Annotated in this window: 24 protein-coding genes; 7 read left to right on the forward strand and 17 right to left on the reverse strand. The window is 70.7% G+C overall.

Annotated features, from left to right (window positions below; all coding sequences use genetic code 11):
• Positions 1-96: 96 nt before the first annotated feature.
• Together AB0F52_RS04790 and AB0F52_RS04795 are read right to left on the reverse strand one after the other, a co-directional pair.
• Positions 97-750, reverse strand: a complete 654-nt coding sequence (locus tag AB0F52_RS04790; protein WP_360164636.1) for a DedA family protein — start codon at positions 748-750, stop codon at positions 97-99.
• Between the two features lie 650 nt (positions 751-1,400).
• Entirely contained in the window at positions 1,401-1,832 is a 432-nt protein-coding gene (locus tag AB0F52_RS04795; RefSeq protein WP_360164638.1) for an SgcJ/EcaC family oxidoreductase, read from the reverse strand.
• Between the two features lie 74 nt (positions 1,833-1,906).
• On the opposite strand from AB0F52_RS04795, the gene AB0F52_RS04800 reads away from it, so the two are divergent.
• Together AB0F52_RS04800 and AB0F52_RS04805 are read left to right on the forward strand one after the other, a co-directional pair.
• A complete protein-coding gene (locus AB0F52_RS04800; RefSeq protein ID WP_360164640.1) occupies positions 1,907-2,263 on the forward strand; it encodes a YciI family protein in 357 nt (118 codons plus the stop codon).
• A complete protein-coding gene (locus AB0F52_RS04805) occupies positions 2,260-3,456 on the forward strand; it encodes a DUF6596 domain-containing protein (protein WP_360164642.1) in 1,197 nt (398 codons plus the stop codon). Before AB0F52_RS04800 ends, AB0F52_RS04805 begins: the two co-directional genes overlap by 4 nt.
• A gap of 63 nt (positions 3,457-3,519) precedes the next feature.
• Here the strand turns inward: AB0F52_RS04805 and AB0F52_RS04810 are convergent, their stop codons facing one another.
• From AB0F52_RS04810 to AB0F52_RS04850, 9 genes are all read right to left on the reverse strand, one after another.
• Positions 3,520-4,632, reverse strand: coding sequence for an oligopeptide/dipeptide ABC transporter ATP-binding protein (locus AB0F52_RS04810; protein WP_360164644.1), 1,113 nt, complete (start codon positions 4,630-4,632; stop codon positions 3,520-3,522).
• Positions 4,629-5,624: an ABC transporter ATP-binding protein gene (locus AB0F52_RS04815; protein ID WP_360164646.1), complete on the reverse strand. Its 996-nt coding sequence runs from the start codon at positions 5,622-5,624 to the stop codon at positions 4,629-4,631. Before AB0F52_RS04815 ends, AB0F52_RS04810 begins: the two co-directional genes overlap by 4 nt.
• Positions 5,625-5,631: 7 nt before the next feature.
• Positions 5,632-6,561 (reverse strand): ABC transporter permease, encoded by a 930-nt coding sequence (locus tag AB0F52_RS04820; protein WP_103343539.1) that lies wholly within the window; start codon positions 6,559-6,561, stop codon positions 5,632-5,634.
• The gene (locus tag AB0F52_RS04825) at positions 6,558-7,559 is read right to left on the reverse strand and encodes an ABC transporter permease (protein ID WP_360164648.1); all 1,002 of its coding nucleotides are present in this window, start codon (positions 7,557-7,559) and stop codon (positions 6,558-6,560) included. The genes AB0F52_RS04820 and AB0F52_RS04825 overlap by 4 nt, the downstream gene beginning before the upstream one ends.
• Positions 7,560-7,645: 86 nt before the next feature.
• On the reverse strand, positions 7,646-9,325 hold the full coding sequence (locus AB0F52_RS04830) for an ABC transporter substrate-binding protein (protein ID WP_360164650.1): 1,680 nt from the start codon (positions 9,323-9,325) through the stop codon (positions 7,646-7,648).
• A gap of 329 nt (positions 9,326-9,654) precedes the next feature.
• Complete coding sequence (locus AB0F52_RS04835) at positions 9,655-10,191, reverse strand: uridine kinase (RefSeq protein ID WP_360164652.1); 537 nt, start codon at positions 10,189-10,191, stop codon at positions 9,655-9,657.
• Between the two features lie 4 nt (positions 10,192-10,195).
• The gene (locus AB0F52_RS04840; protein WP_360164654.1) at positions 10,196-10,630 is read right to left on the reverse strand and encodes a DUF2304 domain-containing protein; all 435 of its coding nucleotides are present in this window, start codon (positions 10,628-10,630) and stop codon (positions 10,196-10,198) included.
• A gap of 13 nt (positions 10,631-10,643) precedes the next feature.
• Positions 10,644-11,402: a glycosyltransferase family 2 protein gene (locus tag AB0F52_RS04845; protein ID WP_103343534.1), complete on the reverse strand. Its 759-nt coding sequence runs from the start codon at positions 11,400-11,402 to the stop codon at positions 10,644-10,646.
• 12 nt (positions 11,403-11,414) lie between these two features.
• On the reverse strand, positions 11,415-13,385 hold the full coding sequence (locus AB0F52_RS04850) for a DUF6541 family protein (RefSeq protein WP_360164656.1): 1,971 nt from the start codon (positions 13,383-13,385) through the stop codon (positions 11,415-11,417).
• 168 nt (positions 13,386-13,553) lie between these two features.
• Here AB0F52_RS04850 and AB0F52_RS04855 point away from each other — a divergent pair, with 168 nt between their 5' ends.
• Complete coding sequence (locus tag AB0F52_RS04855) at positions 13,554-15,614, forward strand: DUF6541 family protein (protein ID WP_360164658.1); 2,061 nt, start codon at positions 13,554-13,556, stop codon at positions 15,612-15,614.
• A gap of 6 nt (positions 15,615-15,620) precedes the next feature.
• On the opposite strand, the gene AB0F52_RS04860 is transcribed toward AB0F52_RS04855, so the two are convergent.
• Both AB0F52_RS04860 and AB0F52_RS04865 read right to left on the reverse strand, forming a co-directional pair.
• Positions 15,621-16,910 carry a hypothetical protein gene (locus AB0F52_RS04860; protein WP_360164660.1) on the reverse strand — a complete coding sequence of 430 codons (1,290 nt, stop codon included), beginning with the start codon at positions 16,908-16,910 and terminating at the stop codon, positions 15,621-15,623.
• On the reverse strand, positions 16,907-17,926 hold the full coding sequence (locus AB0F52_RS04865) for a glycosyltransferase family 2 protein (protein WP_360164662.1): 1,020 nt from the start codon (positions 17,924-17,926) through the stop codon (positions 16,907-16,909). The genes AB0F52_RS04860 and AB0F52_RS04865 overlap by 4 nt, the downstream gene beginning before the upstream one ends.
• Before the next feature lie 71 nt (positions 17,927-17,997).
• Between AB0F52_RS04865 and AB0F52_RS04870 the strand changes: the two genes are divergently transcribed.
• Entirely contained in the window at positions 17,998-19,107 is a 1,110-nt protein-coding gene (locus AB0F52_RS04870; protein WP_360164664.1) for a UDP-N-acetylglucosamine 2-epimerase, read from the forward strand.
• Between the two features lie 56 nt (positions 19,108-19,163).
• On the forward strand, positions 19,164-19,721 hold the full coding sequence (locus tag AB0F52_RS04875; RefSeq protein WP_360164666.1) for a glucosaminidase domain-containing protein: 558 nt from the start codon (positions 19,164-19,166) through the stop codon (positions 19,719-19,721).
• Here the strand turns inward: AB0F52_RS04875 and recR are convergent.
• Both recR and AB0F52_RS04885 read right to left on the reverse strand, forming a co-directional pair.
• Positions 19,718-20,314: a recombination mediator RecR gene (gene recR / locus AB0F52_RS04880; protein ID WP_103343528.1), complete on the reverse strand. Its 597-nt coding sequence runs from the start codon at positions 20,312-20,314 to the stop codon at positions 19,718-19,720. The genes AB0F52_RS04875 and recR overlap by 4 nt on opposite strands.
• Before the next feature lie 5 nt (positions 20,315-20,319).
• Positions 20,320-20,679: a YbaB/EbfC family nucleoid-associated protein gene (locus tag AB0F52_RS04885; protein ID WP_013230627.1), complete on the reverse strand. Its 360-nt coding sequence runs from the start codon at positions 20,677-20,679 to the stop codon at positions 20,320-20,322.
• Between the two features lie 78 nt (positions 20,680-20,757).
• Between AB0F52_RS04885 and AB0F52_RS04890 the strand changes: the two genes are divergently transcribed.
• Positions 20,758-21,615: an N-acetylmuramoyl-L-alanine amidase gene (locus AB0F52_RS04890; RefSeq protein WP_360164669.1), complete on the forward strand. Its 858-nt coding sequence runs from the start codon at positions 20,758-20,760 to the stop codon at positions 21,613-21,615.
• Here AB0F52_RS04890 and AB0F52_RS04895 read toward each other — a convergent pair.
• Positions 21,600-21,953 carry a helix-turn-helix domain-containing protein gene (locus AB0F52_RS04895; RefSeq protein ID WP_360164671.1) on the reverse strand — a complete coding sequence of 118 codons (354 nt, stop codon included), beginning with the start codon at positions 21,951-21,953 and terminating at the stop codon, positions 21,600-21,602. The two genes, AB0F52_RS04890 and AB0F52_RS04895, sit on opposite strands and share 16 nt — an antisense overlap.
• Before the next feature lie 49 nt (positions 21,954-22,002).
• On the opposite strand from AB0F52_RS04895, the gene AB0F52_RS04900 reads away from it, so the two are divergent.
• Positions 22,003-22,434, forward strand: a complete 432-nt coding sequence (locus AB0F52_RS04900) for a TIGR03618 family F420-dependent PPOX class oxidoreductase (RefSeq protein ID WP_360164673.1) — start codon at positions 22,003-22,005, stop codon at positions 22,432-22,434.
• A 133-nt stretch (positions 22,435-22,567) separates the two neighbouring features.
• Here AB0F52_RS04900 and AB0F52_RS04905 read toward each other — a convergent pair whose 3' ends face one another.
• Complete coding sequence (locus AB0F52_RS04905) at positions 22,568-24,769, reverse strand: DNA polymerase III subunit gamma and tau (protein WP_360164675.1); 2,202 nt, start codon at positions 24,767-24,769, stop codon at positions 22,568-22,570.
• Positions 24,770-24,778 lie beyond the last annotated feature (9 nt).

A 24,778-nucleotide genomic window follows, 5' to 3' on the forward strand; every position in this document is an offset into this window, starting at 1 on the left:
AGATGTCGCAATCCACACCGAACCCGGAGGCCCTCCCCCACACCAAGATCATCCGATCACGTGTCGCCCTGTACCCAACCTCCGTGGTCAATACATCTAGGCGGCGGTCTCTTCCTGCTTCGGGGTTTCCGCATCGCTCTCGCTCTTGTGCTCGCGGCCGAGGCGCTTCTTCATGACGACGAAGACAACGGCACCGATCACGACGGCCGCCACCAGGCCGTACTTGGAGAAGTCGCCGAGCCACTTCTCGGCGGCCTCCCCGACGTAGTAGATGAGCGCGGTCGTGCCGCCCGCCCAGGCGATGCCGCCGAGCGCGTTGGCGATCAGGAATTTCGGGTAGTGCATGCGCAGCGACCCGGCGAGCGGACCGGCGAGGATGCGCAGGAACGCGATGAACCGGCCGAAGAACACGGCCCACATGCCACGTTTGTTGAAGATCCGTTCGGCGTTGGCGATGTGCGTCGGCCCGAAGTGCTTAGGGAACTTCCGGCCGGCCCACGCGAACAGCCGCTGGCCGCCGGTTTTCCCGATCAGGTAACCGATGCTGTCCCCGATGATGGCACCGGCACTGGCCACGACGCCGACCCACAGCGGGCTCAGGTTCGGGTGGCTCAGCGTGAGCAAGGCGGCGCTGACCAGCACCACCTCACCGGGCAGGGGGATACCGAGGCTTTCGATCATGATCACCGCACCGACGATCAGGTACACCGAGATCGGCGGGATCGCCTCCAGCCACTGGTCGATGTGCACAGCCCGTACCCCCTGCAACGTACGTCGGGATTGGTGTTCGCTTTCCGAAGAGTACCGGGACGGCCCGCGGCGGGCGGCATCCTCAGGTATTGACCGGGGTACGACTTAGGTCGGGGGTCACCCAGCGAGGCGACCCCGAAAACGCGCTTTCGGAGCCCCCAGCGAGCACAGCCCTCGGCATCTCCGGCCCGACGCAGCGCCTTCCACCACCCCCAGCGAGCACAGCCCTCGGCATCCGCGGCCCGACGCAGCGCCTTCCACCACCCCCAGCGAGCACACCCCTCGGCATCTCCAGCCCCACGCAGCGCCTTCCACCACCCCCAGCGAGCACACCCCCCTGCCGACCCGATACGCAGCCGCATCAGCGGCCGTCACGCCGGGTCAAGGTACGCTTTCCCGCCTTGACGCGGCGTGACGGCCGCTGAACAATCCGGCGTTCGGGTCGGTGGAAGGGCAGTTCCCGTGCTTGCCAAGGCATCACCCATGACAGCCGGGGCGGTCCTCCGGAGTTGTCCACAGAGTCCACCCCCATGTGGACAACTCCGGTGGATAGCTACCGATCGAGCAGTTTCGACGGGGTCCGCCGATAGACTGGACTTGGGCACGCCCCCCGGGAGGGTGGGGAGCTGCTCGGGCGGCCGGGGCAGCCCTCAAGGCTTCAGGTCCACCGCCGCCCGCAGCGTCCCATCCATGTAAAACGGCGTCGAATCATGCACGTGGCTGATCCGCCACTCGCCGTCCTCGCGGCGGAAGCACACCGTCGACCGGAACCACAGCTCGAATCCCGCCGGCGCCCCCTTGGGCGTCGTCGACATGCGGTTCAGCGCGTGGCTGTACGCGACATCCCCGCCAATGGTGATCTCCAGGTCGCGGATCTCGTACTCGATCGGCCCCTCGAACGTCTCGAACCACGCCTTCCGCGCCGCGACGTCGATGACCTCCGCACCTCGGTGCACCAGCGGCGGCGCCAGCGTGAACGCGACCACGTCCGGGGCGTAGTGCGCTCCCAACGTCTCCGCGTCGCGGGCCGACATCGCCACCTCACGCGCCGCCATCAACTCGCGGATCTGCTGCTCGCTCATGCCATTCTCCTCAAGGTCGGGTGCTTGCACAGGAGACGTAGGCGCCGCCGGACGGATTTCGACAGGAGGCGGACGTGAAATACGTGGTCCTGATCTACGGCAACCCCGAGTCGCGCAGGGCGTGGGAAGGCATGAGCGACGAACAGCGGGCCGCCGGGCTGGCCTACTACCAGCAGCTCAACGACGATCTCGACACCTCCGGCGAGCGGATCGTCTCCGAACGGCTCGCCTTCCCGGAGCTCGCCAAGCGGGTGGGTCCCATGGCCACCGACGGGCCCTTCGCCGAGGCGAAGGAGTTCCTCGCCGGCTTCTACCTGCTCGACTGCGAGACCGAGGAACGCGCCCTCGAGATCGCGCGGCGGATCCCGGAAGCGTCCTTCGGCGTGGTCGAGGTGCGGCCGGTGATGGGGTTGCACGGGCCGGAGCTGTGACCGACGTCGAGCACCTGCTCCGCGAGCTCGCGCCGCAGGTCCTCGCCGCGCTCGTCCGGCGGTACGGCGGCTTCGACACCTGCGAGGACGCCGTCCAGGAGGCACTGCTCGCCGCGTCGCAGCAGTGGCCGGCCGAAGGCGTCCCGGATCACCCGAAGGGGTGGCTGATCACGACGGCGTCCCGTCGCCGCATCGAGCAGTGGCGCAGTGAGACCGCGCGGCAACGGCGTGAAGAAGCCGTCGCGCTCGCCGAGCCGCCCGGCAAAGAGCCGGTCAGCGGGGTCGACGACACCCTGACCTTGCTGCTGCTCTGCTGCCACCCGTCGCTGACACCGCCGTCGCAAGTCGCCCTCACCCTGCGCGCGGCCGGCGGGCTGACGACGGCCGAGATCGCCCGGGCCTTCCTCGTCCCCGAGGCGACGATCGGCCAGCGCATCAGCCGCGCGAAACAGAAGCTGAAAGGGGAACGGCTCACCAGGGACGTCAGCACCGAACGGCTGGGCGCGGTGCTGCAGGTGCTCTACCTGATCTTCACCGAGGGTCACACGGCCAGTTCGGGGGACGCGCTGAGCCGCGTCGAGCTGACGACCGAGGCGATCCGGCTGGTCCGGCAGCTGCACGCGGAACTGCCGGACGACGGTGAGGTCGCCGGGCTGCTCGCCCTCATGCTGCTCACCGAGGCCCGGCGCCCGGCCCGCGTCGACGCGACCGGCGCCCTCGTCCCGCTGGCCGAGCAGGACCGCGCCCGCTGGAACCGGGCGTTCGTCGACGAGGGCGTCGCGCTGATCACGAAAGCCCTCGCGACGGCGCCGGTGGGCCCGTACCAGCTGCAGGCGGCGATCGCCGCGGTCCACGATGAGGCCGCGACGGCCGGCGAGACCGACTGGGCCGAGATCCTCACGCTCTACGACCTGCTGCGGGTCGTGGCACCCGGCCCGATGGTGACGCTGAACCGGGCCGTGGCCTTCGCGCAGGTCCACGGCCCCGAGGCGGGGCTGGCTGAGCTTTCGAAGCTGGCCAAGGACCCCGCCCTCACGAACCACCACCGGGTCGACGCGATCCGCGCGCACCTGCTGGAGCTGTCCGGGGACGCGGCCGGGGCCCGCGAGGCGTACCTGGCCGCCGCGCGGCGGACGCTGAGCCTGCCGGAACAGGCGTACCTGCAGTCGCGTGCCGCCAAGCTGGAGACATGAGAACGGCCGGCCGGGACAACGCCCGGCCGGCCGTTCGCATCAGAGCTTCAGGACCTCAGAGCCTCAGAGGATCTCGGCGGCGGTGCCGATGTCCGGCGGGCCCAGGTCGGGGTTGAGCGCCCCGGTCAGTTCCACCAGCTCCGGCTCCACCTCGTGCGGCTGGATGCGCCCGGCGCGGATGTCCTCCGCGTAGTGGCACGCCACCCGGTGCCCGCCACCGATCTCCCGCAGCTGCGGGCGGTCGGTGTCGCACAGGCTCGCCTGCTTCCACGGGCAGCGCGTGTGGAAGCGGCAGCCCGACGGCGGGTTCGCCGGCGACGGCAGGTCACCGGCGAGCAGGATCTGCTCGCGGGTGTCCTCGACCTGCGGGTCCGGCACCGGGATGGCCGACAGCAGCGCCCGCGTGTACGGGTGCAGCGGGTCCCGGTACAGCGAGTCCGCGTCGGTCTCCTCGACCAGCGCGCCCAGGTACATCACGCCGATGCGGTCGGAGATGTGCCGCACCACCGCGAGGTCGTGCGCGATCACGACGTAGGTCAGGCCGAGCTGCTGCTGCAGGTCCTCCAGCAGGTTCACCACCTGGGCCTGCACCGAAACGTCCAATGCGGACACCGGCTCGTCGGCGACGATCAGGTCCGGCTCCACGGCCAGTGCCCGCGCGATGCCGATGCGCTGGCGCTGCCCGCCCGAGAACTCGTGCGGGTACTTCCGCAACGACGTCTCCGGCAGGCCGACCGCGGACAGCAGCTGACGCAGCCGCCGCTGGGTCATTTCCTTGTCCTTGTCGAGGCCGTGCGCGTGCATGCCCTCGACCAGGATCGACTCGACGGACTGCCGCGGGTCCAAACTGGACATCGGGTCCTGGAAGATCATCTGCATCCGGCGCCGGGCCTTCCGCAGTTCCTCTCCCTTGAGCTGCGCGACGTCGGTGCCGTCGAACACCACGTGCCCGGAAGTGGGCTCGTTGAGCCGCAGGATCGCCCGGCCCAAAGTGGACTTCCCACAGCCGGATTCGCCCACCAGGCCGTAGGTTTCGCCGCGCCGGATGGCCAGGTCGACGCCGTCGACCGCGAACACGTGCCCGACCGTCCGGTCGAACACGACGCCGCTCTTGATCGGGAAGTGCACCTTGAGGTCGGTGACCTCGAGCAGCACGTCACCAGCAGGACGGGTCATCGGGCTCCTCCTCCCGCCGCGACCGCGGGCCGCACGGGGTTGTGACAGCGCAGCAGTCCGGCCCGGTCCGGCACCAGCTGCGGCTGGGCCTCGCGACAGACCGGCAGCGCGTTCGGACAGCGCGGCGCGAAGGCGCACCCGTGGTCCCACGGGATGTTGTCGGAAACCGAACCCCGGATGGGGATCAGCTTCTCGCCGCGGCCCGCGTCCAGGCGCGGGATCGACGCGAGCAGGCCGTGCGTGTACGGGTGGCGCGGCTCGGCGAACAGCCGGTGCCGCTGGGCCCGCTCCACGATCTTGCCGCCGTAGAGCACGTTGACCTCGTCGCACAGCCCGGCGACGACACCGAGGTCGTGGGTGATCATGATCAGCGCGGTGCCGGTGTCCTGCACCAGCTCCCGCAGCAGCGCCAGGATCTGCGCCTGGATGGTGACGTCCAGCGCGGTCGTCGGCTCGTCGGCGATGAGCAGCCGCGGCCGGCACGCCAGCGCGATCGCGATCAGCGCACGCTGCCGCATCCCGCCGGAAAGCTGGTGCGGGTACTCGGAAAGCCGCCGGGACGGGTCCGGGATGCCCACCTTGTCCAGCAGGTCCACCGCTTCGACGGACGCCGCCTTGCGCGACATCCCGCGGTGGCGCTCCAGCACCTCGGTGATCTGCAGCCCGATCGGGATGACCGGGTTCAGCGAGGACAGCGGGTCCTGGAACACCATGCCGAGGTCGCGGCCGCGGCGGTCGCGCATTTCCCGGTCGGACAGCTTGAGCAGGTCGGTGCCCTCGAAGCGCACCGAGCCGCTGACCTTGTTGCCGCGCTTGGCGAGCAACCGCATGATCGCCAGGGACGTCACGGACTTGCCGCAGCCGGACTCGCCGACCAGGCCGACCGTCTGGCCCGGTTCGACGTCGAAGCTCACGCCGTCCACCGCGGTGAACGACTTCTCGCCACGGCGGACGAAGTCGACCTTGAGATCACGGACTTCAAGGAGTGCCATCAGTGCTTCACCGCCTGTTCTTCGGGTCGAGGGCTTCGCGGAGGGACTCGCCGAGCAGCGTGAACCCGAGCGCCACCACGATGATCGCGATGGCCGGGTAGTACGCGAGTTCCGGCCGGACGTCGAGGAACTGCCGGGCCCCGCGGCTCAGCATGATGCCCCACTCCGCCCGGTTCGGGTCCGGGTCGCCCAGGCCGAGGAACGACAGCGCCGCGGCCTCGAGGATGGCGGTGGCCAGGGTCAGCGTCGCCTGCACGATGACCGGGCCCAGCGAGTTCGGCAGCATGTGCCGGAACACGATGGACGTCCGCTTCACGCCCAGCGACGTCGCGGCGAGCACGTGGTCGCTGCCGCGTTGCACCAGCATGGAACCGCGCAGCAGCCGCGCGAAGATCGGCACGCCGATCATCGACACGGCCAGGATCACCGTCCACTGGCTGGGCTTCTGGAACAGCGCCGCCACCGAAATCGCCAGCAGCAGCGAAGGCACCGACAGCATGACGTCGACCAGTCGCATGAGGACGGTGTCGACCCAGCCGCCGAACGCGCCGGCCAGGCCGCCGATGATGACGCCGATCAGCACGCCGATCACCGTCGCCAGCACGCCGACCAGCAGCGTCTGCTGGGCGCCGACGAGCAGCCGCGAGAGGTAGTCGCGGCCGAAGTCGTCCACGCCGAGCGGGAAGCCGGGCTGGGCGCCCGGGATGATGCCCTGACCGAGGGAAACCTTGTCCTGCAGGTAGCGGACGTAAGGGTCCTTCGGCGCGATCAGCGGCGCGAAGATCGCCAGCAGGAGGAACAGCGCGGTGATCACGCCGCCGGTGATGGCCACCGGGCTGCGCAGCATCCGCCGCACCGCTTCGCCGCCCAGGCTGTGCCCGGACGCCGACGCGAGCTTGTCGATCGGTTCCTTCTTCTTGTTCAGCAGAGTGTTCATCGCACACGCACCCTCGGGTCGATGATCCCGTACGAGACGTCGACCAGTGTGTTCACCAGCACGTACACCAACGCGCCGAAGAGCAGCAGCGCCTGCAGCCGGGGGTAGTCACGCCGTTCGATCCCTTCGGCCAGCAGGAACCCGAGGCCGCGGAAGTTGAACACCCGCTCGGTCAGCACCGCGCCGCCGAGCAGCGCGCCGGTCTGCAGGCCGATGGTGGTGACCACCGGGAGCAGGCCGTTGCGCAACACGTGCCGCCGCCGGACGACCGGCTGCGTGAGGCCCTTCGAGTTGGCCGTGCGGATGAAGTCCTCGTTGAGCACTTCGAGCACCGACGCGCGGGTGATCCGGGTGATCACCGCGAGCGGGATGGTGGCGAGCGCGAACGCCGGGAGGATCAGGTGCCTGATCGCGTCCCAGACCGCGTCCCACTCGCCGGTCATGATGCCGTCGAGGATGGCGAAGTTGGTGATGGCGGTGGCGTCCAGGCCGGCTGCCTGCCTCCCCTGCGACGGCAGGCCCAGCGGCCCGGCGAGCAGGTCTTGCATCATGTAGCCGAGGAAGAAGACCGGGACCGCGACACCGATCAGGGTCAGCACGATGATCACGTTGTCGGCGGCGCCACCGCGGTAGCGGGCCGAAATGTAACCCGCCGGGATGCCGATGACCACCGCGACGATCATCGCGGAGAAGCCCAGCTCGATGGTGGCCGGCAGGAACGTGCCGATCTCCGACATCACCGGCTGGGTGGAGACCAGCGAGGCACCGAAGTCACCGGTGATCGCGCGGCCGAGGAACCTGAAGTACTGGAAGATGACCGGCTGGTCGAGCCCCAGCACGTGGTTGAGGTTGGCGATCTTCTCCGGCGTTGCCTTGTCGCCGAGGAGGGCGGCCGCGGGCCCTCCGGGCAGCGACCGTAGCCAGGCGAAGACCAGGATGGACAGGATGAGGAGCGTCGGGATCGCTTGTAGCAGCCGACGCAGGAGAAAACGGAGCACTTGCAGTCCTTAGGTGGCAGCCCGCTGAGTACGGAACATGGGGTGGGCGCGGTAGCACCCACCCCATGCCTCGCAACGTGGAACCGTCAGTTGACAGTCACGGTGTTGAACCGCTCGTCGGTCAGCGGGCTGGCGACCAGACCCTTGACCTTCGGGCCGACCACGATGGCGGGCGGTCCGTAGGAGATCGGGATGGCCGGCAGGTAGTCCATGATCTGCTTGTTGACTTCCTGGTACGCCTTGGCGTGCGCGTCGCCGGCGGGCGAAGCGTCCGCGGCGGCGAGCGCCTGGAACAGCTGCGGGTTGTCGAACCCGAACTCCGGCTTCTTGCGGCCGAAGAAGGTGCCGACGAAGTTCCCGGCGTCGTTGTAGTCACCGGTCCAGCCGAGCAGGTGGAGGTCCTGCTTGCCGAACTTCTGCACGTCGTCCTTGTAGCCACCGTTCCACGGCTTGGCCACCGGTTCGATCTTGACGCCGATCGCCTTCAGGTCCTCCGACATCGAGGTGAAGACGTCCGCCGGGTTCGGCATGTACGGACGGGTGACCTCGGTCGGGTAGTAGAACTTCAGCGTCAGGTTCGTCGCGCCGGCCTGCTGGAGCAGCTGCTTGGCCTTCTCCGGGTTGTACGCGTACTTGGTGACCTCGTCGGTGTAGCCGGAGATCGTCTTGGGCACGAACTCGGTGGCCACCTCGGCGCCCTCGGGCAGCTTGCTCTTCACGAACTGCTCGCGGTTGATGCCGTAGGCCAGCGCCTGGCGGACGCGGACGTCCTTCAGCTTGTCGCCGGCCGGGCCCGACTGGTTGATGCCCATGTAGAGCACGTTGAACGGCGGGCGGACCAGCACCTGCTCGCCCTCGTTGCGCAGCAGGCCGTAGTCGGCGGGCGCCGGGTAGTCGTAGCCCTGGATGTCGCCGGCCTTGAGCGCCTGCTTGCGGGCGTTCTCGTCCGGGATCACCTTGAAGATCAGCTTGTCGAGCTTGGCCGTCTGGGTCGGGCTGGTGTCGTTCTTGGACAGGATGATCTCACCCTTGCCCTGGTCCCAGCTGTCGAACTTGAACGGGCCGGTACCGACCGGGTGCTTGTTCGCGTATTCGCTGTAGGTGAACGAGTCGCCGGACTGGGTGACCTCGTCGGACTTGTACTGCTTGAGCGCGGTCGGGCTCTGCATCGCGAACGACGGCAGGGTGAAGGCCGCCGGGAACGCGCCCTTCGCCTTGTTCAGGTTCACGACCGCGGTCGCCGGGTCCTTGGCTTCGCAGCTCTTGTAGACCGGGTCGCTGTAGTCGTCGCTCTCGTTCTTGGCGAACCCGCCGAAGACGTCGGCGTAGTAGATCATCTGGCTCTGGGCGGCGGCGCCCTTCATGTTGTACCAGCGGTCGAAGTTGAAGCAGACCGCGGTCGCGTCGAAGGCGGTGCCGTCGGAGAACTTCACGCCCTGCTTGAGGGAGAAGGTCCAGGTCTTGCCGTCGTTGCTGGGCTCCCACTTCTCGGCCAGCGAGGCTTCGAGGTCGGCGGTGCCCGGCTTGTTCTGGATCAGCGTGTCGAAGATCTGGCGCGTGATCCGGAAGGTTTCGCCCTCGTCGTTGAAGATCGGGTCGAACAACTTCGGGTTACCGGCCGCACCGAAGATCATCGTGCCCCCGGAACCACCCCCTGCGCCCTCGTCACGCTTGGACTCCGCACAGGCGGACAGCGAAACCGCGAGCGCGCCGGCGAGCCCGATCAGGGCCACGCGGCGTGTTCGGGTCAGCCGCAATTGCTGCATCTGGCACCCCTTGGGAGATGTTTCGGGTTTCAAAGTCACCGTCCGGTCGGTCAGGAACTCGACGGACGATCGGTGTGCTCGCCGACACTAGCGGGAACTCGGCCCGCACTTAAGCACGTGAGGTTACGATCGCGCTACGTGGACGTCGATTTGACCGCAATGTGTCCGTAAATCACGACAGAATGTGACCATTTGTGGGCTGCGGCTGCCCTGAGTGCCTGATCCATGACTCAGATGGCGGTACCGACATTGCTCCAGTCGTGTATCCGGCTACGGACAGCTTGATCGATTCGGAGCACCCCGGACACGATGCGTGACCCCGCGTTCCCCTACGGAAGTCGCGTGCCGGCGGCGCCGGCGGTGCCGTCCACGGCGAACCAGCCGCGCTCGAAGCGTTGCCACCGCGCCAATTCGGCCCGTGCGGCCTCTCCGTCCCGCGCGACGGTTCTGGCCAGCCGCCCGGCTTCGGAGCCGCCGGAGAGCCAGCAGAGGTGGGAAAGCAGGGGTCTTACCGAAGTGCGGCCGCTCGAAACCCCCTCCAGCACCAGGACGTCCGGCACGGCCACCCGGACGAGTTCACCCGGCCGGGGTGCCCCACTGGACCAGTCCATTGCCCGGTACGCCCCCGCCACACCGCCGGCCAGGGGCCGCAGGACGCCGCCGGCGAGCCGGGGCCACCACGAGACCGGGTCGTCCCACGTCGCGAAGGCGTCGGCGCTCACCAAGGCCGTGCGGCACCCGCGCGCGGTCAGCTCGGCGACGACGTGGGCGGCCAGTGTGGACTTGCCGGCGCCCGACGGCCCGTCGATGGCCAGCACGCGCACCCGGCCCAGCCGCGCGGGGGCGGCGAGCAGGGCTTCGATCACCGCGTCACTTGCTGACGCGCTCGACCTCCGGAAGCCCTTTGACGTCGTCGGGTGCCGCCGTCTTCGCCTCCAGCTCGGCGATCCGGCTCGCCAGCTCGCGCCGGGTGTCTTCGAGCTCGCAGCGCAGCAGCGCGATCTCCTCGACCGAGGTGCGCACCTCTTCCTCGAGGTGCCCGGTCTCGGTGGACAGGTGCAGCGACACGAGCGCCAGCACGACGCCGGCGAGGAGGAAGACGAAGTTCGACGGCGTCTCCACCCCGGTCAGCCCGGCGAGGAACTTCGCGGCCGCCGGGATCACGGCCAGCACCACGACGCCGATGGCGACGATCAGCCACACGCCCGCGTACTTCTCACGAAGCTTGCGCCGCCGCATCATCTCGAGGACGACGAACAGCACGACGCAGGCGACGACGATGCTGAGGACGCGCCAACCTTCCATCTCGCAAGCTCCCTTATGCCGAGTCGGACGAGTCGACCGCCGGGCGGCGGCGTACCAGCGCCAGCAGCAGTGCGAGCCCGGCCCGGCTCAGGTAGACGGCCGACTTCACGGGCGAGTGGCTGGGCGTGCCGCCCGCGCGCTCCCGCATGACGACCGGAATCTCCTTGATGGTCAGCTTCGCCCGGATGGCCATGACCAGGGACTCCACCGTGTCACCGAGGTATTCGGCCGGGTAGTAGCCGGCGAACAGCCGGATCGCGCGCGGCCCCATCGCCTTGAAACCCGAGGTGACGTCGGTGAGCCGCGTCTTCGCCAGCCGCGAGAACACGATGGACAGCGCGACCATGGCGTACTTGCGCGGCCCGCTGGCCTTGTAGGCGCCCTTGCCGGCGAACCGGGAGCCGATCACGATGTCCGCGTCATCCAGGCCGCGCAGCAGCGCGTCGAGCTCGTCCGGGTCGTGCTGGCCGTCGGCGTCCACCTGGACGACGACGTCGTACCCGCGGGCGGCGGCGTAGCGGAACCCGGTGCGCATCGCGCCGCCGACCCCGAGGTTCACGGCGAGCCGGGCCACCTCGGCGCCCGCGGCGCGGGCCAGCTTGGCGGTGTCGTCCACCGAGCCGTCGTCGACGACCAGCACGTCACCGCCCGGGAGGGCCCGTTTCACCTGCTCGATGACCGACGCGACGCTCGCCGACTCGTTGAGGGCGGGCATCACGATGAGCACGCGGCGGCTGGTCACCGGGTTCGCCGAGGTCACAGACACGGGCATCACTTTAACGCTTCACCGCCCGTCGCCGGCGCCGGACCCGGGTGCGGCCCCGGCCGTGACGACGTCCTGCTGCCCCGCGATCTCGTAGATCGAAGCCCCGGCGTTGCGGTAGACCAGCTTGAACCCCGGAGCGGTGTCGAGGTTCAGCAGGCCGGGATCGTTCTGCCCGTCGGGAACGGCGTTGCCCTGGCCGACGAAGGCGTAGCGGACCTTGAGCTCCCGCAGGATCTTCCGGGCCCGGGGGTCGGCTTCCAGCCGGTTCGCGTACGCGCTGACGTAGCCGATGTCGCTGGCCGGCGGAGCGCCGTAGTAGTTCCACTGGGTCGGCTTCACCCCCTGCAGCGCGTACATCCAGACCGACCCGTCGAGGCGGTCGTTCAGCACGCGCTCGCCGGGGACCGTGTGCCCGGCCAGCCAGGCGAACGCCGTCTCCTCGTCCGCGCTCACCGAGGGGAAGCCCCGGTAGCCGATGTTCACGTGGACGGAATTGATGCCGACGTAGCCGCGGCTGAACCCGCCGATCACCGCCGCCAGCAGCACCACGCCGGCCAGCACGGGCGCCGCCGGGTGCAGCTTCGGCAGCCGGGGCCGGACCTTCGCCGCGAACCACGCCGTCGCGGTGTGGACGAACTCGCCGAAGCCCACCGCGCCGATCAGCGGCAGCAGCGCCCCGATCCGGTAGTTGTCGTTGTAGAACGGTCCGGTCAGCAGGTGGACCAGGCCGTTCTCCATGGACACCGTCGCCGCGTACAAGCCGCCGAGGACGACGTACGCGGCGACCAGCCAGACCACCCGCCGGTGCCGGGCCAGCAGGACCACGCCGGCGACGGCGGGCACGCCGATCCACCACTGCGGGAAGTCCGCCATCGGCGAGAACGTGACCGTCTGCCCGACCGCGCCGGTCACGGTGGCCGCGTTCCCCCAGACCGCGGACGTCACGCCGCCGGCGTTGTAGAGCGAGGGCAGCACCTGGGGCAGTCCGAGTCCGGCGGCGAGCAACGCGGACGCCACCAGCGACGGCCAGGCCCGCCGCCAGTCGATCGGCTCGAACCGGAAGAGCACCGCGGCCAGGATCAGGACGCAGTAGACGACGAGGACGAACACGACGCTGGTGTGCAGCGCCGCCAGCCCCCCGACGCCGACGCCCACGGCCAGCGGCCCGGTGGCGCCGCCCGGCTCGAGCAGCAGGCGGACCACCGCGAGCATGGCCGGGACCAGGGCGACGCCGGCGGCGTACGGCCAGACCGGGCCGTGCCAGAACAGGTCGTAGGGGAAGGAGGTGAAGCAAGCGGAAGCGACGGCGGCCGCGGCGGCCGTCACCGGGGGCAGCCGCCACGCGCGGCACATCGCGGCCACGCCGAGCGGCACCGCGAAGGTGACGGCGATGGACGCGAAGTTCAGCAGCGGCATCACGGTCAGCCCGCCCTTGCCGAAGAGCAGGGCGAGCAGCGCGTGGTAGGTGTCCGGGTAGAAGTAGTGCGTCTCGTCCGGCAGGTTCGCGATGGTGCTGACGGTCGACGGGCGCGCGTCGCCGCGCTCGGCGATCCAGCGGACGAGGTTCGCGTGGAACGCGGCGTCCCAGTCCTGGTTCACCGTGCCGGGTGCCGGAATGCCGCGCAGCACGGTGAGCGCGCCGACCGCCATCCCGGCGGCGACGCCGAGCGCCGTCAACGCGTGGGCACGCCACGACCACCGCGGGCGCTCGGGCGGGGCCGCCTCGGCGTCCGGCCGGCGCCGCCGGGTGAACCGGGCGACGGCCCAGGTGACCGCGAAGCCGGCGGCCGAGACCCCGAGCGTCCACAGTGTCACGGAGAGCGCTGTCCACCGGATGCCCGTGGCGCCGAGCAGCGGGATGGCGAGGGCCACGACCCCGAAGGTGAGGACCGGTGCCGCCGCACCCAGCGTCCAGCCGCGCAGGCCGATCGCCGCGCCGAAAACGGCGCCGGGCAGCCAGAATGCGGCCAGAACGAGCAGAAACCCCATTGTTCCATCCCATTTCGCCGTGAACCGTCCCGCCACCGCGGTGAACGGCGTCTCCGACGGCGGCGGCCACGCTACCGTGCACGTCAGCTCGCTGGTCACCCGCATCCTGGACGCATCGCCGCCCCCCATAGACTCCGGGCGTTGACGGCTTTGTTGATCGGAGAAGGCATGCTGTCCGAAGCTGTCCGGCTGGCCGTGGGAATCCTGGTGGTATTGCTCCCCGGATTCTCGATTCTCCTGGTCGCCGGCGTACGCGAACGGTTGTGGCTGGCGGGCCTCTCGGCGCCGTTGACCACCGGGTTCGTCCTGCTGGTGTCCCTGTTCACCGGCGTCACCGGACTCCGCTTCGGTCTGCTGACCGCGGTCGTCACGCTCGTGGTCGTGCTGCTCGTGCTCGGCGGCGTGCGGTGGCTGGTCCGCCGCCGTCGCCCGGCCGCGGATCCGGCCGGGCCCGCCGAAGACCCGCGGCTGCGCACGCTGACCGGCCGGGCCGGGACGGCCGCCCAGGTGCTGGGCGCGCTCATCGCCGTCGCCGGGGTCGGGCTCGGCGTCCGCATGTGGCACAAGGGCCTCGGGTCGTGGCGGACGCCGACCCAGGAGCACGACACCGTCACGCACGCCGTGCTGACCGCCTTCACGCACTTCACCGGCAAGGCCGCGCCGTGGCAGATCCTGCCGATCGACGTCGTGCACGACACCAACGTCCAGTTCTACCCGCCCGGCTTCACCGACATCTGCGCGCTGCTCACCGACATCTTCGGGGACACGATGCTGTCCCTGAACCTGACGACCGTCGTGTTCATGGTGGTCGTGCTGCCGCTGTCGGTGGCCGCGTTCACCGCGGCGGTGCTCCGGCACGGCCGGCTCGGCCGCGGCTGGGTCGAGCTCGCCGCCGGGGTGGCCGCGCTGGTCTCCGTGCAGCTGTACCGCCCCGGCATCGCCTTCGCCCACGACGGCGGGGTCCTGCCGAACGCGGCCGCGATGACGCTCATGCCCGGGCTCGTCGCGGTGATGCTGGTGATCGGCAAGCGCCACTGGGGACGTGCGGTGCTGGTCGGCGTCGCCGCCGCGGGCGCGTTCAACCTGCACCCGAGCGCACTGACCTCGGTGGCGCTGACGACGGTCGCGGCCATGGTCGGCCTGCTGTTCACCAAGGCGGGCCGGCTCGCCTTCGTCCGCGCGCTGCTGCCGCTGGTGCTGACGGGCGTGGTCGCCGTCGTCCTCATCGTCCCGGACGTGCTGGCGCTGCTGCGGCTCGGCGGCGGCACGGTGGTCGACGCGCCGGCCAACATCCCCGGCTCGCCGCTGGCCGAGTCGGCCGAGCTGGTCGCCCGGCTGCCCTACGGCGGCTACTTCGACCCGGGCGGCACGATGGGCCAGCTGGTGCTCGGCCTGCTGGGCCTGGCCGGCGTCGTGGCCACGCTGCTGTCCCGGCGGGCGTGGCCGCTGCTGACGGCCTGGCTGTTCTGGGCCGCGGTCATGGTGAGCTTCCACTACTCGCCCAACTCCGGGTTCGGCGCGACCATCGGCCGCTACTACTACCGGGTCGCCAACCGCCTCGACACGCACGTCTACCTGCTGATCCCGCCGCTGGCGGGGGTCCTGTTCGTGGCGCTCGGGCTGTTCGTCGTCGCGGTGCAGGCCCGCAACCCGATCCCGGCGCGGCTCCGCCCGGCGGTGGCGTTCGGGCTGATCGCGGTGCTGCTCGGCGCGCTGACGGTGACGTCGTTCCGCGGCTACATGAACACCGGGGCGCTGTCGCTCAGCCAGCGTTACGCGGCGCCGCAGTTCGTCCGCTACGGCGTGGAGGACGACGCGGCCGCGAAGTGGCTGCACGAGCACGCTGCCCCGGGCGAGACGATCCTCAACAACGCGAACGACGGCTCGACGCTGCTGTACGTCGACTACGACCTGCCGATCCTCAACATCGTCCCGGACGGCCACAGCCCGATCGAGGACAACATCACCCTGCTGGCGAAGTTCAACGACTTCCCGGCCGACCCGCAGGTCCAGAACATCCTCCGGGCGAAGAACGTCCGCTGGGTGTACGTGGATTCCTCGGCCCCGACGGTCGGCACGGACGGCCACCACTGGACGGGCCAGCTGACGTTCAGCCTGGCGCCGGGACTGAGCGGGCTGTCGGGCCTGCCAGGCCTCACGAAGGCGTTCAGCTCGGGCACGGTCAGCGTGTACCGGCTGGACCTGCCGCAGGCCCCGCCCCGGGGCTAGCGAGGCTCAGGCGGCTGCCGGGCCGGCCTCGACCGGCTCGGGCGCCCGCCGCAGCACGAAGGCGAGCACGACCGCCAGCCCCAGCGTCGGCGCCACCGCCAGCGCGACCACCGCGCGGAACACCGTGTCACCCGGCAGGAACAGCAGCACCAGGGACGCCGTGCCGGTGACCACGGCCCACGTGACCAGCACGAGCCGGGCCTGGGTGCGAGCGATGAGCACCGCCGTGAGCAGCTGCATCGGCACCAGCAGCACCGACGACCACACGAGCCCGGCCACCGACCAGCCGTCGATGTCGTACTTCGGGCCGCTGACGGTCCGGACCGCCCACGGCCCGATCCACATCCCGACCAGGGCACCGACCGCGGCGAGGACCAGCGCGGCGCCGGCGCCGAGAGCCAGCACGCGGCGCAGCTTGTGGCGCCCTTCCTCGGTGACCGAGAGCCGGACGACGAACGGCACGGCCAGCGACTGCACCGGCCCGATCAGGGTCAGCGGCAGCCGGGCGATGACCAGCGCCGCGAACAGCGAGCCGACGCGGTCGCGGTCTCCGCCGGGCGCGAGCAGGCCGACCAGCGCGGGATAGCCCGTGATGACCGCGGCCGTGAGCGCGGCGCCGGCCAGCAGCATGCCCATCCGGCGGGACGTGACGCCCCAGCCGTCGCCCTCGACCCGGAAGTCGAGCAGCTGCCGGGCCGGGCGGGCGAACAGCAGCCAGGCGAACGAGCCGGCGGCGACCGCGATCGCCAGCGAGACGACGTTGTAGGCGACCGAGACGACCAGGACACCCAAGATGAGCGCCCGGATCGCCGGTTCGGCCACCACGAGCAGGGAAAAGGCCTTCACCTTGTGCTGCCCGATGAGCAGCCCGCGCGTGCCGAACTGGCAGGCGAACGCGACCCCGCCGCACAGCACGACCAGCGCCAGCGACCAGTCGCCGCGGAAGAGCTTTTCGTTGACCGGCGGGATCAGCAGGGCGAGCGAGAAGGCGGCCGCGACGACCACGCCGACCGCGACCGCCCGCAGCGCCGGGCGGCCGGCCTTGCCGCCGGCGAGCGCGGCGACCGCCGACTGGCGCGAAAGCTCCTGCTCGAGCGGTGAGAGGGTGCTGCCGAGGCCCATGACCAGGCCCCAGAAGGTGACGAAAACCGCGTACTCCGGCGGGGACAGCAACCGCTGGCAGGCGACCGTGAGCAGGTAGCCGAGGCCGATGGACACGATCAGCGAGCCGCCGAGGCTGCCCGCGGTCGTGCGTCCGCTGCGCGCGGTGGCCGGCGTGTCCACTTCAGTGCTCATCGACGACGGAGCCGGGCGCGCCCGGCCATGGCGAGTCCGCGCAGGACACCGGCGCCGAACCCGCCGGCGAACACCGGCAGCAGCGCGCTGACCGCGCGGGCCTCGGAGCCGGTCGCGCCGCACTTCTTGACGACCTCGCCCGCCGCGACCGCGCCGAGGACACCGGCGGCCAGCGTCGTCTTCGGCTTCTTCGCGGCGAAGACCAGGCCGACGACACCGGCCGCGAGCGCGCCGAACAGGGCGTTGCGGGCCGGGCCGGGCGAGGCGATGTAGGAGTCCACGTAGGTCGTGCCGCGGAAGTAGGCCTGCTGCGTGAACTTCTTGAACGAGTCGCGCCCGTGGTAGGTCGCCGACAGCTCCGGGGCCAGCCAGATCCGCTCGTGCTCGGCGATCCAGCGCAGCATGCGGGTGTCGTCGCTGGCGAAGCGGAGGTCGTCGAACAGCGACGCGAACGCCGTCACCGAACCCTCGAGGAGGCCGCGGCGGGCGCAGAAGAACGTCGTCCCCTTCGGGTAGACGTCGAACTCCTCGATGCCGTACGACATCAGGCGCGGGTTCGCGCAGTACTTGCGCCAGGGCACCTTGACCAGGCCGGCCATGAACCCGGCGTACGGGTTGTGCTCGGACGCGACGTTGATGTGGCCGTTCCAGACCGCGCGCTCGGGGTGTTCGACGAGCTGGTCGCGCAGGAACGTCAGGGTGTGCTCGTCGACGATGACGCGGCTGTCGAGCAGCGCGATCCACTCGCCGGAGGACTTGGCGATGCCCGCCCGCCGGGCCTCGAACCGGCCGGCGTTGGGCTGGCTCAGTACGGTGATGCCGTGGCGTTCGCGCAGGTCGTCGAGCCGGGACGGCGTGGCGTCCGTGCTGCCGTCGTCGACCACGACGACCTCGATCGGCCAGCTCGCGGCGGACGCCGAAGCGAGCAGCGCGCCGACACTGCGTTCGATCCAGTCCTGCTCGTTGTAGACCGGGATCACGACGCTGAGCGAGGGGAGGAGCGGGTTCGCACTCACCGTGCCGAGGCTACCCGGCGGCCCCCGTGGCAGGTCGGCCAGTATCCTTACGCCACCGCACCCGACCAGAAATGGGCTTCACGGTGATTTCCTTCATTCTCGGCACCACCGCGGAACTGATCAAGATCGCCCCGGTCTACCACGGGATCCGCGAGCGCGGGATGCGGCCGAAGATCTGGTTCACCGCTCAGCACGTCGACGAGGTCGCGGACGTTCTCGCGGACCTGAACATGCCACAGCCGGACGTCTGGCTGGTGCCGGAGGACAAGGCCCACAACCTCGAGTCGCCGGCGCAGGTCCCGGGCTGGGCCGCGCAGGTGCTGCGCACCGCGTGGAGCCGCCGCCACGAACTGCGCGCCGCGCTGACCGAGGACGGCCGCCCGCCGCTGGTGCTGGTGCACGGCGACACGTTCACCACGCCGTACGGCTCGCTGATCGGCAAGCGGATCCTGAAGTCCCGCGTCGGGCACGTCGAGGCGGGCGCGCGCTCGGGCAGCATCCTCTCGCCGCTGCCGGAGGAGCTGAACCGCAAGATCGCGGCGAAGATCGTCGACATCCACTTCGCGCCGAGCATCCGCGAGGTCAACAACCTCCGCAACGCCCGCGGCGTGGTCGTCGACACCGAGGCCAACACGGCGATCGACGCGATGCGCCTGGCGATCAACCAGCCGCTGGACGTGCCGGACCTGCCGGAGAAGTTCGGCCTGGCCACGCTGCACCGCTTCGAGCTGGTCTCGCGCCCGGACAAGTACCGCGAGGCGCTGGAGATCCTGCGCGAGCAGAGCCGCAAGATGCCGATCCTGTACATGGCCGGCGCGCCGGAGCGCGAGAAGATCCGCTCGCTGGGCATCGGGAACATCTTCGACGACCAGTTCATCGTCCAGCCGAAGATGCGGTACCTGAAGTTCCTGCCGCTGGTGGCGCGCGCCGAGTACGTCGTCACCGATTCGGGTGGTCTTTCGGCGGAGTGCTACTACCTCGGCCTGCCGTGCGCGGTGCACCGCGAGCGCACGGAGACGCCGCAGCACCTCGGCGAGACGGTCGTGCTGACGGAAATGCGCGGCGACAAGCTGCAGAACTTCCTCGACACGTACCAGAACCGGCGCGGTGAGTCCTGGATGGACAAGTACCACCCGTCCGAGATCGTCGTGGACACCCTGGCGCAGCTCGGCTACTGCTGAGGTCTCGTTGGGGTGACCCCGGGTTTTTCCGGGGGTGAGCCGGGCAAAGTGTCGCCATGATCCACATCGGACTGGCGGCGCTGCTGGTGGTCGTTCCACCCATCGACCAGAGCGCGGTTCGTGACGCCGCGCTGACGGCGGGCTTCCAGGAGGCGTACGTCGGCGCGGCGGGTCCGATCGCGCGCGCGATCCACGCGGCGTACGACATCCCGGCGTCGGTCACGGTGGCGCAGGCGATCCTGGAGTCGAACTGGGGCCGCAGCAAGCTGTCCACGGCCGAGCTGAACCACTTCGGCTTCAAGTGCGTGACGCCGTCGAGCCCGGGACCGATCGCCCTGCGCTGCGCGCGCTACCCGACGACGGAGTGCATTCCGGTGCCGTGCCACCCGGTGGACGCGTATTTCCGCTCGTACGCCTCGATCGACGACTCGTTCCGCGACTACGGCCGGCTGCTGACGACGTCCTCGAACTACGCGGCGGCGCTGCCGGTGCGCACGGACCCGGACGCGTTCATCCGGGCGGTGGCGAAGAAGTACGCCACCGACCCGGAGTACGCGAACAAGGTGATCAGGCTGATGAACCTGTACGACCTGCGCCGCTTCGACGCCCTTTAGAGCACCCGGCGACCGGAGAGCGCGCGACCCAGGGTCAGCTCGTCCGCGAACTCCAGGTCACCGCCCATCGGGAGCCCCGACGCCAGCCGCGTCACGCTCAGGCCCGGGAAGTCCCGCAGCATGCGGACCAAGTACGTCGCCGTCGCCTCGCCCTCCGTGTTGGGGTCCGTCGCGATGATGATCTCGCTGATGTCGGCCTCGCCGATGCGCTTGAGGAGCTCGCGCATCCGCAGCTGCTCCGGGCCGATGCCCGACAGCGGGTCGAGCGCGCCGCCCAGGACGTGGTAGCGGCCCTTGAACTCGCGGGTGCGCTCGACCGCCAGGACGTCCTTCGGCTCCTCGACCACGCAGATGACCGTGAGGTCGCGGCGCTCGTCACGGCAGATGCGGCACTTCTGCTGCTCGGAGACGTTGCCGCACACCTCGCAGAACTGCACGCCCTCCTTGACCTTGCCGAGGACGTCCTGCAGCCGCGAGATGTCCGCCGGATCCGCGGCCAGCAGGTGGAACGCGATCCGCTGGGCGCTCTTCGGCCCGACCCCGGGCAGGCGCCCGAGCTCGTCGATCAGGTCCTGGACGACACCTTCGTACAAGTTCGTCAGCCGCCGAAGCCGAGGCTGCCGAGGTCCGGCATGCCGCCACCGCCGCCGAGGCCGCCGGCCAGCGGGCCGAGCTTCTGCTCGGTGAGCTTCTGCGCGCTCGCCGACGCGTCGCGGACCGCCGCCACGATCAGGTCGGACAGCGTCTCGACGTCGTCCGGGTCGACCACCTTCGGGTCGATCTGGAGGCTCTTCAGCTGGCTGTCACCGGACACGGTCGCGGTGACCAGTCCGCCCCCGGCGGTGCCGGTGACCTCGGTGTTGGCCAGCTCTTCCTGGGCTTCGACGAGCTTCTGCTGCATCTGCTGCGCCTGCTGCATCAGCTGGGAAAGGTCGAAGCCGCCGCCGGGTTGGGCCATGATCGCACTCGGTCCTCTCTGCACGCCTGTGTCCCCACCAGGGTAGTCGCGCCACGCGAAGTGCCGGGCTGTGGCACCGTGGTCGCCGTGCGACGCGCGACTGCTCCCCTCCTGCTGGCCGGTGCCCTCCTGCTCACCGGCTGCTCCGACGACGCTCCAGCGGCGCCCGCGCCCCCTCCGGTGCCCGTGGTCACGTCAACGACCGCGTCACCCACGCCGTCGTCTCCCTCGCCATCGCCAACGCCATCGCCGTCTTCGTCTCCGTCGGCCACGCCGCCGGCGGCGGCCGGGAAGGTCGTCGTGCTGGACCCCGGGCACAACGGCGGCAACGGCGCCCACCCGGCGGAGATCAACCGCCCGGTGCCTGCCGGGCGCGGGCAGACCAAGCCGTGCAACACCACCGGCACCGCGACCAACGCGGGCTACCCCGAGCACGCGTTCACCTTCGACGTCGCCCAGCGGGTCGGGAAAGCGCTGGCGGACAAGGGGATCAAGGTGGTCTACACGCGACAGGACGACACCGGCGTCGGCCCCTGCGTCGACCGCCGCGCGGCGATCGGCAACGACGCGAACGCGGACGCGGTCGTCTCCATCCACGCCGACGGCTCGGAGGCCGCGGGGGCGAACGGCTTCCACGTCGCGTATTCGTCACCCCCGCTGAACGCCGCGCAGGGAGCACCTTCGACGCGGCTGGCGCAGACGTTGCGCGACACGATGCGCACGAGCGGCTTCAGCGCGGCGAACTACATCGGCACGAACGGCCTGTCGGCCCGCGCGGACCTGGCCGGCCTCAACCTCTCGACCCGGCCGGCGGCCCTGGTGGAGTGCGGCAACATGCGCAACGCCACGGAGGCGGCCCGGATGACGAGCGCGGACGGCCGGCAGCAGTTCGCGTCGGCCATCGCGGCGGCGATCGAGGCCTACCTGGCCTCCTGAGCCTCGAGGACGGCCTCGCCGTGCTGCGTCGCCCACTTCGTGAGCACACCGATCGGCTCGACGAGCGTCCGGCCCAGCTCGGTCAGGCAGTACTCGACGCGCGGCGGCGCCTCGGCGTACGCGCGGCGGTCCACCAGGCCGTAGCCCTGGAGCTTGCGCAGCGTCTGGGTGAGGACCTTGCGGGAGATGCCGCCGATGAGGCCGGCCAGCTCGCCGTGCCGCCGCGGGCCGCGGCTGAGCGCGAACACGACGACGACCGCCCACTTGTCCGCGATCATCTCGATCGCCAGCCGGGCCGGGCAGTCGGCGAGGAAGACGTCACCCGAGAAGTCACCCATGGGAACAAAGGTACCGAGCGGTACCCGTCGGCTTCCTACTCTCGGAACCATGGAACTTCCCGAAAGCTGCCACCGCCTGTTCGAACGGCCGTTCAACGCCGTGCTGACGACGATCAACCCGGACGGCTCGCCGCAGACCTCGATGGTCTGGGCCAGCCGGGAGGGCGACGAGATCGTGATGGGCATGGAGGGCCGCCGGCCCAAGGTGCGCAACATCCGCACCGACCCGCGCGTCACCGTGCTGATCGAGGACCACGACGAGCGCGACGCACGGGGGCTGCCGCAGTACCTGCTGGTCCGGGGCACCGCCCGGGTGACCGGGCCGGACATCGCCGACGAGTTCACGGCGCTGATGGACCGGCAGGCCCGCCGGTACCTCGGCGCCGAGAAGTACGAACTGGGCAACCAGGGCTCACCGACGGCCGTGATCGTGCGCATCACGGCCGACCGGGTCACGGGCATCGGCCCCTGGGCGTCCTGACCCACCGTGTCGTCCGTTCAATCACGCGTGTCGTCCCTTCAAGCACACCGGTCTGGCGGACTCGCGTACTTGGAGGGACGACAGGCGTGATCCGGTAGTCGACACGCGTGATCCGAGGGTCGACACGGCTGTGTCAGTCGAGGGGGCGGGCGCCGAGGTGCTCGGAGAGGAGCTTGCGGGCCAGCTCGTCCGGGTCCTTGTCCGGCGGGGGTGGGGGCGGCGGCGGGGCCGGGCTGGCGTCCTCGTTGTAGAGGTCCTCGTCGTCCTCGTCGGAGGGTTCCGGGGGCAGCGGGATGTCCGGCTCGCTCGTCGTGACCTTGGGCCGCGCCGGGGGCGGCGGCGGGGTCGCGGGGCGGGCCGCCGGTTCGGCGGGCGGCGCGGCCGTCGCCGACTGGCGGGTGAACGACCGCTCCGGTGCCGGTGCCGCCTGCTGCGGCCGGGCGGCGGCCGCCGCCGCCGGGGCGTTGCCGTGGACGCAGCGGACCTGCCAGTCGCCGCCCAGGACCTCGGTCAGGGCGCCCGCGATCTTGCGGGCGTTGTCCTGGTCGGAAAGGCGACGGGCCAGCGGTTCGGACTTGTGGGTGAGCGTCAAGGCGTTGCCCTCGACGCTCGCGACCGTGGCCTGCGTCAGCATCGCCTCGATGCTGCGGCCGCCGGTGAACTTGCGCAACGCGGTCATCAGCTGCGGCCAGATGCTCCGGATCCCGGCGGCGTCCATCCCGCCCGACGCCGTGGGTGCGCCGGCCGCGGGTTCCGGCGCCGGGGCGGCCGCGCGCGCGGCGTCATCGGAAGACGCGGAGGCGCTCGCCGGAGCGGGCGTGCCGCCGCCGGGCGTGCGCACCGCGCCCCAGCCGCCCGACTGGGTCTCGGCCGCCGAAGCCGCCGAAGCCGCCGAAGCCGCCGCGGCCGGAGTGCGCGTGGCACCCGAACCGCTGTCGCCCGGCTGGGCCGCAACCGGCGTCTTCGCGGCGCTCCCGCCTTCGCGGGGCTGCGCCGAAGCGGGCGGACGCGCGGCACTCCCGCCGTCGGCCGGGCGGCCGGGCGGCTTGACCGGCTCCGGCACCGGGGCCGGACCCGCCGAGCCCGGGCGCTGCGAAGGCCGTGAAAACTCGCGTTCCGGAGCTGCCCGCACCGGTGGCTCCACGCCGCCCTCGGCCGGCGCGCCGCCGCCGCCGGCCAGCGTCGCGCGGCGCTCCAGGCGCTCGATCCGGGCCAGCAGGGCCTTTTCCGCATCGGTCACCGACGGCAGCAGCATCCGCGCGCACAGCAGTTCGAGCACGAGCCGGGGCGAGGTCGCGCCGCGCATCTCCAGAAGTCCATTGTGGACGATGTCGGCGTAGCGGGAGAGGGTGCCGAGGCCGAGCCGCTCGGCCTGCGCGACCATCCGCGACAGCTCCTCCTCGGGCGCGGACACCAGCCCGCCCGCGGACTCCGGCACCGCGCGCAGCAGCACCAGGTCGCGCAGCCGGTCGAGCAGGTCGGTCGCGAACCGGCGCGGGTCGTGGCCGGCCTCGGTGAGCTTCTCGACGGTGCCGAACACCGTGGCCGCGTCCTCGGCCGAGAGCGCGTCGACCATGTCGTCGATCAGCGCGACGTCGGTGACGCCCAGCAGCGAGACCGCCCGAGAGTACGAAACGCCCTCCGGCCCGGCGCCGGCGAGCAGCTGGTCGAGCACCGACTGCGTGTCCCGCGCCGACCCGCCGCCCGCACGGATGACCAGCGGGTACACCGCCGGCTCGACCTCGACGCCCTCGGCCGCGATGTTGCGCTCCAGGAGGTTGCGCATCGAGCTCGGCGGGATCAGCCGGAACGGGTAGTGGTGCGTGCGCGAGCGGATGGTGGTCAGCACCTTGTCCGGCTCGGTGGTGGCGAAGATGAAGATGACGTGCTCGGGCGGCTCTTCCACGATCTTCAGCAGGGCGTTGAAGCCCTGCGTGGTGACCATGTGCGCCTCGTCGATGATGAACACGCGGTAGCGCGCCTCGGCCGGCGCGTAGAACGCCTTGTCACGCAGCTCGCGGGCGTCGTCGACACCACCGTGGCTGGCCGCGTCGAGCTCCGTGACGTCGACGCTGCCCGAGCCCTCCGGCGCGAGTGCCTTGCACGAGTTGCACTCGCCGCACGGGTCCGGCGTCGGCCCCTTGACGCAGTTCAGCGAGCGGGCCATGATCCGCGCGCTCGACGTCTTGCCGCAGCCGCGTGGACCGGAGAAGAGGTAGGCGTGGTTGATCCGCCCGGCGGCCAGCGCCGTGCGGAGGGGTTCGGTCACATGCTCCTGCCCGACGACCTCGGCGAAGGTTGCCGGACGGTACTTGCGGTACAGCGCGAGAGCCACGTCGCGAGG

The sequence above is a fragment of the Amycolatopsis sp. NPDC024027 genome, from assembly GCF_040638975.1.
Lineage (GTDB): Bacteria > Actinomycetota > Actinomycetes > Mycobacteriales > Pseudonocardiaceae > Amycolatopsis.